This is a genomic window from Formosa sp. Hel1_33_131 (assembly GCF_001735745.1).
Taxonomy (GTDB): Bacteria; Bacteroidota; Bacteroidia; order Flavobacteriales; family Flavobacteriaceae; genus Hel1-33-131.
The window spans coordinates 2,453,641-2,469,493 of sequence record NZ_CP017260.1 but is presented as its reverse complement, the minus strand read 5'-3'; the positions used below and the strand labels follow the sequence as shown (position 1 = coordinate 2,469,493).

Genomic DNA, 15,853 nt, shown 5'->3' with positions numbered 1-15,853 from the left:
TCAGATTCTAAAACAAAATGAATTTCAGTTAATTGAGATTCTGAAATAAATTCAGAATGACAGAAATTCTAATTTTAAACAACCTCTTCTTTTCAATACATGTCATAGAAATCAGAATGAAAAATTTATTTACTCAAGTACATTTTTCTTCTAGAATATAGATTATAAAATTCATCGTCCTTAAGGCTGTCTATAAAGAGGATACTTTCTCCTGTACTTTTCATTTCAGGACCCAGTTGTTTGTTGACATTTGGAAACTTGTTAAACGAGAATACAGGTTGTTTGATGGCATAGCCTTCCAAATGTGGTTTGAAATCAAAATCTGTGACTTTCTTCTCACCTAACATCACTTTAGTCGCATAATTTACATAGGGTTCGCCATAGGCTTTCGCTATAAATGGAACCGTACGAGACGCTCTTGGATTCGCTTCAATGATATAAACCATATCATCTTTCACCGCAAACTGTATATTAATCAGACCGACCGTATTCAGCGCTAAGGCGATTTTTTTGGTATGGTCCTTTATTTGTTGCATTACTAAATTGCCTAAATTAAACGGTGGCAAGGTTGCATTACTATCGCCTGAGTGAATTCCACAAGGTTCAATATGCTCCATGATTCCAATGATATACACATTTTCACCATCGCAAATCGCATCGGCTTCAGCTTCAATTGCGCCATCCAAATAATGATCTAATAACAACTGATTGCCTGGCATTCTGCTTTGTAATTCAACAACGTGTTTTTCTAACTCTTCCTTGTTAATTACAATTTTCATTCCCTGTCCTCCAAGTACATAAGACGGACGCACTAAGATTGGAAAATCCAATATATCAGCAATCGCAGCTGCCTCATCGGCCGTGGTGGCAATGTCAAATTCTGGATACGGAATGTTATTGTCTTTCAAAAGATTGGAAAACAAGCCTCTGTCTTCCGCTAAATCCAAAGATTCAAAACTGGTTCCTAATATTTTTACGCCGTATTTTGTTAATTTTTCAGCAAGTTTCAAAGCCGTTTGACCTCCCAACTGAACAATCACCCCTTCCGGTTTTTCATGTTTGATGATGTCGTAAATATGTTCCCAAAATACAGGTTCAAAATATAATTTATCAGCCGTATCAAAATCAGTCGAAACCGTTTCTGGGTTACAGTTGATCATAATGGTTTCATAGCCACACTCTGCAGCCGCTAACACTCCGTGTACACAACAGTAATCAAATTCAATTCCTTGACCAATTCGGTTAGGACCCGAACCTAATACAATTACTTTTTTCTTATCGGAAACAACACTTTCATTATCCGAATAACGTTTGCCATCAGCCGTTTCCATATCACTTTCAAAGGTTGAATAGTAATAAGGGGTTTTGGCTTCAAACTCAGCAGCACAAGTGTCCACTAATTTATAAACCCGATTGACGCCTAATTCTTCTCGTTTGTTATACACTTGACTTTCCAAACAACCCAACATGTGGGCTATCTGACGATCGCCATACCCTTTTTGTTTCGCTTCAAGCAATAACGGTTTTTCTATGGTATCAATTTTAAACGTAGAAATTTCATTTTTAAGCAAATGTAATTCCTCATACTGTTTCAAAAACCACATGTCAATTTTAGTGATCTCATGAATACGACTCAGTGGAATTCCCATCTGAATGGCATCATAAATAATGAACACACGGTCCCATGAAGCGTATGTTAGTTTTTCAATAATTTGATTGTAATCTTTATTTTCTTTGCCGTCGGCACCTAAACCATTTCGTTTGATTTCGAGCGATTGAGTTGCTTTGTGAAGTGCTTCTTGGAACGAGCGTCCAATCCCCATGACTTCTCCAACAGATTTCATTTGCAATCCTAAGGTACGATCGGAGCCTTCAAATTTATCAAAGTTCCATCGTGGAATTTTAACAATCACATAATCCAAGGTCGGTTCAAATAATGCCGAAGTTGATTTTGTAATTTGATTTTTTAATTCATCTAAATGATACCCTAAAGCTAATTTAGCTGCAATTTTTGCAATGGGATAGCCCGTTGCTTTACTGGCTAATGCCGAAGAACGCGATACTCGTGGATTGATTTCGATGGCAATAATATCTTCTTTCTCATCTGGAGACACTGCAAACTGAACGTTACATCCGCCTGCAAAATCGCCAATACTGCGCATCATGTGGATGGCCATATCACGCATACGCTGATAGGTACGATCACTTAATGTCATCGCGGGAGCCACTGTGATAGAGTCCCCTGTATGAATCCCCATAGGATCCATATTTTCAATCGAACAAATAATGACGACATTGTCATTAGAATCTCTTAGCAATTCTAATTCATATTCTTTCCAACCTAATAAAGCCTTGTCAATCATCACTTCATGAATGGGAGAAACTTCCAATCCACGGGTTAGTAATTCATCAAAATCTTCTTCTTTATGTACAATGGCAGCACCATCACCTCCTAAAGTGAAAGAAGCTCTAATGACGAGTGGAAAACCAAATTCTTGTGCAATTTCTTTTCCTTTTAAGAAAGAAGTTGCTGTCGCTTGTGGCGCCATTGGAATCCCAATCTTAAGCATCAACTCACGGAACTTCTCTCTGTCTTCTGTAATATTAATAGCATCAATATCGACCCCTATAATATCCACATCGAAATCGGCCCAAATTCCTTTTTCGTCCGCTTCAATACAAAGGTTTAAAGCCGTCTGTCCTCCCATGGTCGGTAATACCGCATCAATTTGAGGATGGTCTTTTAAAATTTTGATAATTGACTTGGTGGTTAATGGTAGTAGATACACATGATCGGCCATCGCTGGATCCGTCATGATGGTTGCTGGATTTGAATTGATCAGAATGGTTTCAATCCCATCTTCTCTAAGCGAGCGCAATGCTTGTGTTCCGGAATAGTCAAATTCACAAGCCTGTCCGATGACGATGGGTCCCGAACCTATAATTAAAATGGATTTAAGATCTTTATTTTTAGGCATTTTTTAATGTAATTGATTGTAGTATAATAAGATACAAAATTAAGTAACGTTTGGATATAAAAAAAGGCATTGCGACTAGCAATACCTTTAATATGTTAACAATTGTTAATCATTATTTTTTATGACGAAGTTCAGAAGATACACTGATTTTTTTTCTTCCCTTTGCACGTCTTCTAGCAAGAACTTTTCTCCCATTGGCAGAAGCCATTCTTTCTCTAAAACCATGTTTATTTTTTCTTTTCCTTTTCGATGGTTGAAACGTTCTTTTCATTTTAGTATATTTTTAAAACTTTTTGTAGTGTTGTTATCTTTAAAAAATGCGCTCAAGTCCTTACTTAAAGCGCGGTGCAAATATACAAAGAGTTTTTACTTTGACAAACCTAATTTTAAAATAATTTTGATTTGTTTTTACTACCTTTGTACTCGCTAAATAAATAAACTTAGATATGTTCAACAAAAATATAAAATTATTCCTTGCCGCTGCTATCATTACCTATGGCGTTTATCAAATTATAGAAACCTATGTTGGAAATGGCATCATGCTCATTCTCCTAGCTTTGGTCTTTGTGTTTTTCTATTTTAAAAATGAGATGATTCTTTTGGCATTTCTAAAACTTAGAAAACAAGATTTTCCAGGGACAGAGCGCTTACTCAACAAAATTAAGAATCCAAAATCAGCATTGACGAAAAAGCAACAAGGCTATTATAACTTCCTAAAAGGGATTATGGTGTCTCAAACAAATATGAACGATGCTGAGAAATACTTTAAAAACGCGATCAGCCTCGGTTTATCGATGGATCATGATTTAGCAATGGCTAAATTAAATCTAGCAGGAATTGCTTTTACGAAGCGCCGGAAGTTAGAAGCTCAAAACTTATTGCAGGAAGCACAAAAATTAGACAAGAGAGATATGTTGTCTGAACAAATCAAAATGATGAAGCAACAGATGAAAAAAGCTTCGATGCCCAATCAACATTTTGGTGGACAACAACGTGGTGGGAAGCGACGTTAAGTTTTAGTTTGTATAATACCCTTTTTCAGGAATCTCTAAAGTATATACCTTTCTGGATTTATTATTTAAAAACCCTTCCCTCAACCAAGGATTGTGAAGTTTTAGCTGTTTGTAGTTGAGTCCCAATTTATTTGCAAACTGCACAAAGTTCGTTACGGCTGTGTCTAATTGGATCGTGGAGGTTGGAATGGGTGCATACAAATCACTCTCTGAGAAATTATAACCGTATTTTTTGGGGTGTTCTATAATTTCTTTTAGTGCAACTGCTCGAAACACGTACCGACCCGTCTCCTCCCCTAACAACAAATCATAATACCCTGAAACCTGTTGCTTTTCAAGTTGATTTGCGATTCCGCGAATACCAGCGTTGTAAGCCGCCGCCGCTAGGGTCCAATTTCCAAATTTCTCTTTGGCTTTCAAAAAGTAGTTACAAGCCACGTGTGTCGATAATTCTAAATGGTAACGTTCATCAACGTTGTCATTGATTTCCAAACCATATTCTTTACCCGTTGGTTCCATGATTTGCCAAAACCCCTTCGCCCCCGCAGGAGACGTTACATTTTGTAATCCACTTTCTATAAGTGCTAAATATTTGAAATCATCTGGAATTCCGTAGGATTTTAAAATCGGCTCAATCACAGGAAAATAGCGGTGAGAGCGTTTAAATAATAACAATCCATTGGACTGCCAATAGGTGTTTACAAGCAGCTCACGGTCTATACGCTCCCGAATATCAGGCGTATGAATAGGCAAGGCTTCCCCAGAAAAATCAAGAGCTTCTGGAATTTCTAGTGCATAAACGTTATAATCGTTTTCCAAAGTATCGTGACCATCTTCAAGAACAGGTTGGCTTGTAAAAGCCAAAACCAAAAATCCAATCAAAGACAGTGTTCCAATAGTAAAAAAAATATTTTTAAGGTAGTACATAACAGTATGGGTTTAATGGTTTAAAAATACAAAAAAAAGTGAAGCCAATATCAACCAAGAATCAAATTGGGTAAATTTTCGTTCAACCATTTAAATTTATTTAAAATCATAATATGTGTTCCGCCCTCGATAACAATACAATTTTCGATATTATCAATCGGGAAAATAATGTCCTTATTTCCATGGATGTGAACTAAATTGGGGTCACTCTTTTCTTGATTCCAAGATACCACCTGTTTGATCGCCCAATCTAAATAACGTTTATCTGTAATGGATAAGTATTGTTTGTATAAATCCAAGCGCTTTACTATCGGTTTTCCGAATGCATATTTAGATAATAAATCAATATTTTGAGCAAAAAGACTCGTGGGTACTAATTTATAAACTTTTGTTTTGCCTGCCAATTGAAGGTGAAGCGGCAGTTCTTTTCGGGTTTTAACACTTGAAATGATAATTATTTTTCTAAAGTTATGCACTAAATTCATTTCTTGCGCTATGATGCCACCAAAAGAGACGCCTACCAAAACAGCATTTGCATGAATAACTTTAGAACAGAAACGCAAAGCATATTCTGAAATAGTCTCCTCATGATAAGGGATCATCCATTCTAAAAGATGAATTTCAAACCTATCAGGATCTAATTGAATATTTTTAAAAATACTAGGATTCGCTGCTAAACCAGGTAAAAAATAGACGGGTATTTTATTTTCATTTTGATGCACTTAGCGAATATATTAACTAGTTAGAATATTTTTTGTAAATTTGCATTCTAGAATTATCATAAACCTACTGAAAAACACTTTATTATGGTTGACGCTTCTAATTTAATAGACAATGCTTTTTTACGCCAATATGAATTAAATGTTGGTGGGGAAATGGCTACCCTAGAATATTCTCAACAAGAACGAAAAATTTTCTTAACAAAACTAAACATTCCTGAAGTTTTAAAGTCTGATGAATTTCTTGAAAGCTTTTTAAAGGTCGTTTTAGAGAATATTAGTGAAAAAAATATCAGTGTAGTTCCTACAAGCCCCCCTGTAGCAAAATTTATTCGTGGAAACCGTCGTTACAGAAAAATGCTTCCTGTAGGAATTCGCATCTAAGTAGTTGCAAACACTTGTTCAAATTCAAACCTTAGCAATCCATCTGAATCAATTTCAGTCAGCGTAATCTTGTGCAACGTATTGACGAATTCTGGATTCCATGGAGCTTTTACTTTGACATAATTCTCGGTAAACCCATGAATATACCCTTCTTTATTTTCCCCTTCAAATAACACGGTCCGCTTACTCCCGATCTGACTTTCATAAAAAGCTCGTCGTTTTTTGGCAGACAAGCCTCTGAGCATTTTACTGCGTTTCGATCGTACCGCTTTTGGCACGACATCGGGCAGCGTCGCCGCATGGGTATTTGGCCGTTCGGAATACGTAAATACGTGTAGATATGAAATGTCTAAGGCATTTAAAAAGTTGTAAGTCTCTAAAAATAGTTCATCTGTTTCGCCAGGAAATCCAACAATCACATCCACCCCAATACAAGCATCTGGCATCACAGTTTTGATATGTCCTACCCGATCTTGATAGAGTTCTTTCATATAACGTCTTCGCATTGCTTTGAGCATTACATTGCTTCCACTCTGTAAAGGAATGTGAAAATGAGGCACAAATGAATTGCTTTGCGCAACAAAATCAATGGTCTCATCTTTTAATAAATTCGGTTCAATAGATGAAATTCGCAAGCGATGAATGCCTTCAATAGTATCCAATTCCTGAACCAATTCAAAAAAGGTATGTTCGTGTTTTTTATTTCCAAATTCGCCTTTGCCGTAATCTCCAATATTGACACCAGTTAAGACAATTTCCTTAATCCCTTGATCTGCTATTTTTTTGGCATTGTCCAATACATTTTGAAGCGTATCCGATCGAGAAATCCCACGCGCCAACGGAATGGTGCAATAGGTGCATTTATAATCACAGCCATCTTGAACTTTTAAAAAGGCGCGCGTGCGATCGCCAACAGAATAACTACTCACATAAAAATCGGCATCTTCAATATCACACGAGTGAATCGCACCCGTCTCATTTTTAGTCAGTTCGTTTAAATAATCGGTTATTTTAAATTTTTCGGTGGCACCTAATACCAAATCAACGCCATTGACTGCCGCCAATTCTTCGGGTTGTAATTGTGCATAGCACCCCACGGCGACTATAAATGCTTCTGGATTTGAACGCTGTGCCTGCTTCACAATCGTTTTAAAACGCTTGTCAGCATTCTCGGTTACAGAGCAGGTATTGATGACATAAATATCCGCATATTCAGAAAACTCAACACGATCAAAACCTTCGTCTTGAAAGTTCCGTGCAATCGTTGCAGTTTCGGAAAAATTTAATTTACACCCTAAAGTGTAAAAAGCGACTTTTTTTCTATCAATCATTCTTGTACTTTTACCAAGTGGACAAATTTACAATTAACATCTATAATGACAAAGCAAGCATCTAATTACTTCTGGCTTCGAATCGGAAGTGTTCTTTTTTTTAGCTCCTTATTTTTAGGGTGCAACACTAGCGATATTGACGCTAAAACCAAACAGGTTTTTAGATACAATGAACATAAAAACATTGGCTCTTTAGACCCTGCGTTTGCAAAAGACAACGCCGATATTTCTGCGATCAATCAATTGTTTAACGGCTTAGTTCAAATGGATTCTTTAATGGATGTGGTGCCAGCCATCGCGAGTTCGTGGGAGATTTCAGAAAATGCAAAAGTATATACTTTCAATCTTAGAGAAGATGTCTATTTTCATACACATAGCTTGTTTGGAACTGACAAAACACGCACAGTAACTGCCAACGATTTTGTCTATAGCTTTGATCGCTTGAGAGACCCTAAATTGGCTTCGCCTGGAGGTTGGGTGCTTCAAAATGTGGAGTCTTATACAGCATTGAACACCCACCGTTTTCAGATCACTTTAAAATCACCGTTCCCTGCGTTTTTAGGACTCATAACGATGAAGTATTGCAGTGTTGTGCCCAAAGAGGTTGTGGAGCATTACGGGGCGGATTTCAGGTCGAATCCCATTGGAACCGGTCCTTATAAATTTAAACGATGGGAAGAAAATATTAAATTAATTTTCAGGAAAAACAACCGCTATTTTGAAACCAATCAAGCAGGTGAAAAATTGCCGTATTTAGAAGCGGTATCTATTACGTTTTTAGCAGACAAGCAAAGTGAATTTCTACAATTTATTCAAGGAAATATTGACTACATAACAGGCTTAGATGCTTCTTATAAAGATGACATTCTTCGTGCCGATGGCGTCTTAAAACCGAGCTACGCATCAAGCGTGAAAATGCTCAGAGCACCCTATTTAAATACAGAATATTTTGGGTTTTATATGGATTCCGAAGTTTCTGAATATCAAAGTGAATTGATTCGACAAGCTGTGAATTACGGATTTGATCGCACCAAAATGATGAGGTACCTTAGAAACGGCATTGGGATCCCTGGAATGGGCGGATTTATTCCAAAAGGACTTCCAGGGCATAATGAAAATGTAGGCTATGACTATCAACCCGAAAAAGCAAAGCAGCTACTAGAAACTTATCGAAATGAATCTGGCAATCCGCAACCTGAAATTACGTTGACCACCATTTCTAATTATTTAAGTTTTAGTGAATTTATTCAACGAGAATTACAATCCATTGGTTTAACCATTCGTATTGATGTGATGCCGCCATCGTCTTTGAAATCTGCTAAATCAAACGGGAAAATAGATTTATTTAGAGCGAGTTGGGTCGCCGATTATCCAGATGCTCAGAATTATTTATCTTTATTTTACAGTGGTAATTTCGCGCCCAACGGCCCTAATTACACCCACTTTAAAGATGCACAGTTTGACAGATGGTATGAGGAAGCACTGCTAGAAATAGATCAGGAGAAGCGCCTCCATCTGTATCAAAAAATGGATGCATTAGTGATCAAAAAAGCGCCGGTAGTCGTATTGTTTTATGATGAAGTCATTCGGTTTACATCTATCGATGTGAGAGGGCTAGGAATTAATCCCACCAATTTATTAGAACTAAAAAACGTTCAGAAAAACTAATCGGTTCTATAGGTTGCAGACAGTTCAAACACGTGTTCTAAAATAGCGGATTCTTGTGCCGAGAATTCCAATCCACGGCGTTTCATCACCTCTGTAGCGACTTCAAAAGCTTTGGACGTTAGATAGGTTGCAAAACCTTTAGCCCCGCCCCAACTGAAACTTGGAATGAAGTTTCGAGGAAAACCACTTCCAAAAATATTAGCACTCACACCCACAACAGTTCCGGTATTAAACATGGTATTAATCCCACATTTACTATGGTCGCCCATCATCAAACCACAAAACTGAAGTCCTGTTTTGGCGAAATTTTCAGTCTCGTAACTCCACAAGCGTACCTCAGCATAGTTGTTTTTTAGATTGGAATTATTAGTATCCGCTCCTAAATTACACCATTCTCCAATAACAGAATTTCCTAAAAACCCATCATGTCCTTTATTAGAGTAACCAAAGAACACCGAATTATTAATCTCACCGCCTACTTTAGAATAGGGTCCAACAGTGGTGGGTCCATAAATTTTAGTTCCCATTTTAAGAGTCGATCCTTCACAAAGTGCAAAAGGCCCTCTTACCATACTGCCTTCCATAATTTCGGTGTTTTTACCGATATAGATAGGGCCATCTGTCGCATTGAGCACACAAAGGGGTAGCTTGGCTCCTTCTTCAATAAAAATAGCCTCTGGTTTAAAAGCCACCGTTTTTTCAGGAATTGGTTCGGATGTTCTGTCGGCTGTTAACAGCTTATAATCCGCTTGTATTGCAGCCCCATTTTTGGAGAAAATATCCCAAGTCGTTTCAATTTTTAAAAGCTCTCCTTTAGATTGAAATACCTCTAGGGAATCAATATCTATTTCTTGATCTTCCAAACTGAAAAAAGCGACCATCGTGTCGCCATCATAAACAGCTTGATTTTCTTTTAAATTTTTAATTTGATGGACTAAAGCTTCGTTGGGTGTGTAGGACGCATTGATCATTATGTTCTGCTCCATTTCAACCATTGGATATTTATCAGAAAGATAATCCTCCGTCACTGTGGTGGTGGTGGCTCCTAAAAATAATTCCCATTTTTCACGAATCGTCAAAATCCCAATACGGATATCGGCTACAGGACGTGTATAGGTAAATGGCAATAAGGCCTCTCTATTTTCACCGTCAAAAAGTATATAATTCATACGAAAGCTTTGTGTAAAAATAAGAAAAGCCTTTCAATTGTTGAAAGGCTTTTATAGTATAATTAAAAGAAATGTAATTATTTCTTGAATTTTGCGTATTTAGTTTTGAACTTATCAATACGTCCTGCAGTATCAATTAATTTAGATTTACCAGTGTAAAACGGGTGAGATGTTCTAGAGATTTCCATTTTTATTAATGGGTATTCTACACCGTCCACTTCTAAAGTTTCACTTGTGTCTGCAGTTGACTTTGTTAAAAATACATCTTCATTTGACATATCTTTAAATGCTACTACTCTGTAATTATCTGGGTGTATATCTTTTTTCATCGCGTAAACTATTAAATTCGATTTTTCGAGTTGCAAATTTATATATTTTTTACAAAACTACAACAGTTTATTAATTTTATTTTTTTAATTAAAAATGTAACTTATCTTTGAAGCCTGAGTCTTATTAATATAACTTAACAAAAATCAACAAAAATTATGGAAACAACAACAAAATCATCTGCTACTAACAATGGTCTTTACTTAGGAGGAATTTTATCACTAATTACCGTCTTACTTTACGCTGTCAACCTTGATCTATTTACTGAATGGTGGCTTGGAATTATTTTATTTGTAGTCGTCGTCGCTTTCGGCGTTATTTCAGCTATAAAATCTAGAACATTATTAAATGGTTTTATTAGTTTTAAAGACGCTTTTACTTCTTATTTTATTACCGTCTTAATCGGATCAATTATTTCTACAGTCTTAGGAATTGTTATTTTTACGTTTATCGATCCGGAAGCAGCCACCTATATAAATGAGCAAATATTAGTTGTCACCAAGCAGACCATGGAACGTTTTGGAATGCCTCAAGAAGCAATGCAAGTTGCCTTAGAAGAAGCTGCTAAAAATGACAACTTTTCATTAGGTATGCAATTCAAGAATTTTGTTTTTGGACTGGCATTTTATTCATTAATTGGACTGATCGTCGCATTAATCGTTAAGAAAACTGACAATAAAGAGGCTTAAATTCTTTACTTTTGACTTTCAAAAGTAATTAGAATGAATATATCAGTAGTTATACCACTACTTAACGAACAAGATTCTTTAGAAGAACTCCATGATTGGATTGTGTCTGTGATGCAATCCAATCATTTTTCTTATGAAATTCTTTTTATAGACGATGGTAGTTCCGACAATTCTTGGGAGGTGATCCAAAAACTACGCAGCAAAAACACAGCAGTTTTAGGACTTAAATTTTCTAAAAACTTCGGAAAATCTCAAGCCTTGCACGCCGGGTTTGCAAAAGCCAAAGGGGAAGTTGTCATCACTATGGATGCGGATTTACAAGACAGTCCAGATGAAATCCCAGAACTCTTTCAACTTATAAAAGACCACGATCACGACATCGTTTGTGGTTGGAAAAAGAAACGCTACGATTCTTTTTTCGCTAAAAATCTGCCTTCAAAATTATTTAATTGGGCGGCCAGAAAAATATCTGGATTGTCCCTTCACGACTTTAACTGTGGCCTAAAAGCCTACCGTAAGGACGTTGTAAAAACTATTGATGTCTATGGAGAAATGCACCGCTATATCCCCGTATTGGCGGTCAATGCAGGGTTTACCAACATCGTAGAAAAAGTAGTCATTCATCAAGCAAGAAAATACGGAAAAACAAAATTTGGTATGGAACGATTTATAAATGGATTTTTAGATTTGATTACCATCTGGTTTATTTCCAAGTTTGGAAGACGCCCTATGCACTTTTTTGGACTCTTAGGAGTCATCATGTTTATCATTGGATTGGGATTTGCAACCTATCTAGGAATTGATAAATTATTCTTAAATCCTTCTGGACGCTTGATTGCCAACAGACCCGAGTTTTTCATCGCCTTGACAACCATGGTGATTGGAACACAGTTTTTTGTAGCAGGATTTTTAGGCGAAATAGTCCTCCAATCCCGACAAAACAAAGAACGTTATCTTGTATCTGAAGCTACAGATGCTTAAAATATCCTTAAAAAGCGCTTAAAACAATTCATAAATGTTCGCAAATATTTACATTTGCAAAAATATTTTTTTACATGTCTAAAACAGATTTACAAGTTCAAGAAAATTTAGCCACTTGGTTATCCCCTTTTTTTGATGATGCTACAAAGAAAACAATTCAGCAACTTCAAACGAGTAACCCAGAAGAACTCAACGATAGTTTCTATAAAAATCTAGAATTTGGAACCGGTGGTATGCGCGGCGTGATGGGCGTTGGCACCAACCGAATTAATAAATATACCCTCGGAAAAAACACCCAAGGACTCAGTGATTATTTACATCAAACCTATCCCAATCAACCCATAAAAGTGGTGATTGCGTTTGATTGTAGGCACAACAGTCAGTCCTTTGCTAAAATTGTAGCCGATGTGTTTTCTGCGAATAATATCGAAGTGTTTTTGTTTGAAGACCTTCGTGCCACACCAGAATTATCTTTTGCTCTTAAATATTTAGGATGTCAATGTGGAATCGTTTTAACGGCTTCTCACAATCCTCCAGAATACAATGGTTATAAAGTGTATTGGGAAGATGGCGGGCAACTGGTACCTCCGTTTGATGGCGAAATCATCAACCTTATCAATTCTTTAAAATACACAGATATTAATTTTTCTGCAAAAGAAGAGTTGATTCATTTAATCGGAAAAGATGTGGATGACGTTTTTATAAATGCAGCCGTTAAAAACGGTAGCTTAGAAGTGAATACTCCAGCATCAAGAGAAAATGTATCCGTCGTTTTTACGGCCTTACACGGAACTTCCATTACAGCCGTTCCAGAAACCTTGAAACGAGCAGGTTATACGAATGTACATCTTGTTGAATCACAATCCGTACCAGACGGAGATTTCCCAACAGTGAAGTCGCCAAACCCTGAAGAACCAGAAGCTCTGAAAATGGCCTTAGAATTGGCGGAAGAAGTCAATGCTGATATCGTAATTGGAACTGATCCTGATTGTGACCGTCTCGGAATTGCAGTGCGTAATTTTGACAATAAAATGGTGATGCTCAACGGGAATCAAACCATGGTTATGATGACCAAGTTTTTGTTAGATTTATGGAAAAATAACGGAGCTATTAACGGAAATCAATTTGTAGGATCTACTATTGTGTCTTCTCCAATGCTCCCTAAACTTGTGGAAGCTTACGGCGTTGAGTGCAAAATTGGACTTACAGGATTTAAGTGGATTGCCAAAATGATAAAAGATTTTCCTGAAATGGATTTCATTGGTGGTGGCGAAGAAAGCTTCGGTTTTATGGTGGGCGATTTTGTCCGCGATAAAGATGCAGTTACTTCTACCCTACTGGCTTGTGAAATTGCAGCCCATACCAAAGCAAATGACAGTTCGTTTTTTAATCAATTGATCAATACTTATGTAGAGCATGGCTTTTATAAAGAACGCTTAATTTCTATCACCAAAAAAGGAATTGAAGGCAGCCAAGAAATAAACAACATCATGGAATCTGCTCGAAACAATCCGGTAACTTCTATCAACGGTTCAAAAGTGGTGACTGTAGAAGACTTTAAACTCTCTATCTGTAAAAACTTAGCTTTAAACAGTACGGAACCCATTTCAATACCCAAAGCCGATGTGTTAATTTACACTACAGAAGATGGCAGTAAAGTAGCGCTACGCCCAAGTGGTACAGAACCTAAAATAAAGTTTTATATTAGCGTCAATACTCGCTTATCCAGCTCAGAAGCGTTTTCACAAACAGAAAATGCACTGGATGCTAAAATTGATGCTATAATTAAAGACATGAAATTGATCTGATGAATTATTTAAAACCGATTCTTCGCTATGCGATTCCTTATAAATTTTATGCGTTACTGAATGTTATTTGCAACATCTTTTATGCATTTTTCGGGACCTTATCGATGATTTCTTTATTTCCAATGCTTAAAGTGTTATTTGGAGATTCCGAAGCACTTTTCATTAAACCCAAATGGGAAGGATTTAGACATCTAACCTCTTATGGAGAAGACTATCTTAACTATTTTATCACCCTAAAAAAATCTGAAGGAAATGATGATGTCCTTATTTTTATGGTGGGATTTGTGATAAGTTCATTTTTATTAAAAAACTTCTTTAGCTACTTAGCAATGTTTTTTATTACCTTCTTAAGAAATGGTGTTTTAAAAGATATGAGAAACGAATTGTATGACAAAGTAACCAGTCTTCCATTAGCCTTTTATTCCGAAAAACGAAAAGGAGACACCATGTCTAGAATCTCTACAGATGTTTTAGAAATTCAACACTCGTTTTTATCTATTCTAGAGCTGATCGTAAGAGAGCCACTCACAATTCTGTTCACGCTTGTATCCATGTTTATAATCAGTCCAAAACTTTCAATTTTTGTATTGATATTTATCCCAATCTCTGGATTTCTGATTTCACTCATAGGGAAGTCGTTAAAACGAAATTCTAATAAAGTTCAAAAAGAACAAGGCTATTTCCTGTCTATTGTTGATGAAACACTTTCAGGTCTTAAAGTTATTAAAGGTTTTAACGGTGAAAAGATTTTTAGTAATAAATTCCAATCCTCTACCACACGGTTTTATAAGTATTCAAATAAATTATTAAACAAGCAAAATCTAGCAGGTCCGACAAGTGAATTTTTAGGTATTACAGTCATCGCTATCTTGTTATGGTACGGAGGAAATATGGTGTTGAATGAAAAATCATTAGACGCAAGTTTGTTCTTAGTTTACATGGGATTGGCTTATAATATCCTAACACCCGCCAAAGCTATAAGCAAAGCAAGTTATGGCGTTAAGAGAGGGAATGCCGCAGCAGAGCGAGTGATGGAAATTCTAAACTCAGAATCGCCTTTAAAAGACATCCCAAATGCTCTGACTAAAACTGATTTTGAGTCTGCTATTGAAATAAAAAATATTAGCTTCAAATATGAGGATGAATATGTTCTGAAAAACTTTTCAATTTCAGTTCCTAAGGGAAAATCCGTCGCACTTGTAGGACAATCTGGAAGTGGAAAATCGACCATCGCCAATTTAGTAACTCGATTCTATGATGTGAATGAAGGACAGATCGATATTGATGGTACAGATATTCGGACGCTTACAAAACACTCCTTGCGTAACCTAATGGGCTTGGTCACACAAGATTCTATTCTTTTCAATGATACCATTAAAAATAACGTGCGTTTAGGTAAAGAGGATGCCACTGACTACGAAGTTTTAAAGGCCTTAGAAATTGCGAATGCTTGGGAGTTTGTAAAAGACTTACCGGAAGGCATGGATACCAACATTGGAGATTCAGGAAATAAATTATCAGGAGGTCAAAAACAACGTTTGAGCATTGCCAGAGCCGTCTTAAAGAACCCTCCGATCATGATTTTGGACGAGGCCACTTCTGCATTGGACACAGAGAGCGAACGCTTGGTGCAAGTCGCCTTGGAAAACATGATGAAAAACAGAACCTCTATTGTGATTGCGCATCGACTTTCAACCATTCAGAATGCGGATGAAATCATCGTGATGCAAAAAGGTCAAATAGTAGAGCAAGGAAAACACCAAGAATTGTTAGACAAAAAAGGAGTTTACAACAACCTTGTATCTATGCAGTCGTTTCAATAAAAGTTTAAACTTTAACAAACTGATCTATTACTGTCA

The 15,853-nt window shown here is 36.6% G+C and carries 14 protein-coding genes; 7 read left to right on the top strand and 7 right to left on the bottom strand.

The features are described from left to right. Window positions 1–125 precede the first annotated feature (125 nt). Window positions 126–2,978 carry a carbamoyl-phosphate synthase large subunit gene (gene carB, locus FORMB_RS11385; protein WP_069677578.1) on the bottom strand — a complete coding sequence of 951 codons (2,853 nt, stop codon included), beginning with the start codon at window positions 2,976–2,978 and terminating at the stop codon, window positions 126–128. Window positions 2,979–3,090: 112 nt separating this feature from the next. Beyond that, a complete protein-coding gene (gene rpmH / locus FORMB_RS11380; RefSeq protein ID WP_069677577.1) occupies window positions 3,091–3,249 on the bottom strand; it encodes a 50S ribosomal protein L34 in 159 nt (52 codons plus the stop codon). Window positions 3,250–3,424: 175 nt separating this feature from the next. Between rpmH and FORMB_RS11375 the strand changes: the two genes are divergently transcribed. Further along, window positions 3,425–3,991 (top strand): hypothetical protein, encoded by a 567-nt coding sequence (locus FORMB_RS11375; RefSeq protein ID WP_069677576.1) that lies wholly within the window; start codon window positions 3,425–3,427, stop codon window positions 3,989–3,991. A 3-nt stretch (window positions 3,992–3,994) separates the two neighbouring features. Here FORMB_RS11375 and FORMB_RS11370 read toward each other — a convergent pair whose 3' ends face one another. Both FORMB_RS11370 and FORMB_RS11365 read right to left on the bottom strand, forming a co-directional pair. Further along, a complete protein-coding gene (locus FORMB_RS11370) occupies window positions 3,995–4,918 on the bottom strand; it encodes a lytic transglycosylase domain-containing protein (RefSeq protein WP_069677575.1) in 924 nt (307 codons plus the stop codon). 50 nt (window positions 4,919–4,968) lie between these two features. Beyond that, window positions 4,969–5,640, bottom strand: coding sequence for an alpha/beta hydrolase (locus FORMB_RS11365; protein WP_069677574.1), 672 nt, complete (start codon window positions 5,638–5,640; stop codon window positions 4,969–4,971). Window positions 5,641–5,724: 84 nt separating this feature from the next. On the opposite strand from FORMB_RS11365, the gene FORMB_RS11360 reads away from it, so the two are divergent. Continuing rightward, window positions 5,725–6,021, top strand: a complete 297-nt coding sequence (locus FORMB_RS11360) for an N-acetyltransferase (protein WP_069677573.1) — start codon at window positions 5,725–5,727, stop codon at window positions 6,019–6,021. Here FORMB_RS11360 and mtaB read toward each other — a convergent pair. Further along, window positions 6,018–7,352, bottom strand: a complete 1,335-nt coding sequence (mtaB, locus tag FORMB_RS11355) for a tRNA (N(6)-L-threonylcarbamoyladenosine(37)-C(2))-methylthiotransferase MtaB (RefSeq protein WP_069677572.1) — start codon at window positions 7,350–7,352, stop codon at window positions 6,018–6,020. The genes FORMB_RS11360 and mtaB overlap by 4 nt on opposite strands. Before the next feature lie 45 nt (window positions 7,353–7,397). On the opposite strand from mtaB, the gene FORMB_RS11350 reads away from it, so the two are divergent. Beyond that, window positions 7,398–9,020, top strand: a complete 1,623-nt coding sequence (locus tag FORMB_RS11350; protein WP_069677571.1) for an ABC transporter substrate-binding protein — start codon at window positions 7,398–7,400, stop codon at window positions 9,018–9,020. Here the strand turns inward: FORMB_RS11350 and FORMB_RS11345 are convergent. Both FORMB_RS11345 and FORMB_RS11340 read right to left on the bottom strand, forming a co-directional pair. Continuing rightward, window positions 9,017–10,189: a GlmU family protein gene (locus tag FORMB_RS11345; RefSeq protein WP_069677570.1), complete on the bottom strand. Its 1,173-nt coding sequence runs from the start codon at window positions 10,187–10,189 to the stop codon at window positions 9,017–9,019. The two genes, FORMB_RS11350 and FORMB_RS11345, sit on opposite strands and share 4 nt — an antisense overlap. Before the next feature lie 77 nt (window positions 10,190–10,266). Further along, the gene (locus tag FORMB_RS11340) at window positions 10,267–10,518 is read right to left on the bottom strand and encodes a type B 50S ribosomal protein L31 (RefSeq protein WP_069677569.1); all 252 of its coding nucleotides are present in this window, start codon (window positions 10,516–10,518) and stop codon (window positions 10,267–10,269) included. A 156-nt stretch (window positions 10,519–10,674) separates the two neighbouring features. Between FORMB_RS11340 and FORMB_RS11335 the strand changes: the two genes are divergently transcribed. From FORMB_RS11335 to FORMB_RS11320, 4 genes are all read left to right on the top strand, one after another. Continuing rightward, on the top strand, window positions 10,675–11,205 hold the full coding sequence (locus tag FORMB_RS11335) for a DUF4199 domain-containing protein (RefSeq protein ID WP_069677568.1): 531 nt from the start codon (window positions 10,675–10,677) through the stop codon (window positions 11,203–11,205). Between the two features lie 33 nt (window positions 11,206–11,238). Further along, complete coding sequence (locus FORMB_RS11330) at window positions 11,239–12,186, top strand: glycosyltransferase family 2 protein (RefSeq protein ID WP_069677567.1); 948 nt, start codon at window positions 11,239–11,241, stop codon at window positions 12,184–12,186. 74 nt (window positions 12,187–12,260) lie between these two features. Beyond that, window positions 12,261–13,994: a phospho-sugar mutase gene (locus tag FORMB_RS11325; RefSeq protein ID WP_069677566.1), complete on the top strand. Its 1,734-nt coding sequence runs from the start codon at window positions 12,261–12,263 to the stop codon at window positions 13,992–13,994. Then, entirely contained in the window at window positions 13,994–15,817 is a 1,824-nt protein-coding gene (locus tag FORMB_RS11320; protein ID WP_069677565.1) for an ABC transporter ATP-binding protein, read from the top strand. The genes FORMB_RS11325 and FORMB_RS11320 overlap by 1 nt, the downstream gene beginning before the upstream one ends. Window positions 15,818–15,853: the final 36 nt, after the last annotated feature.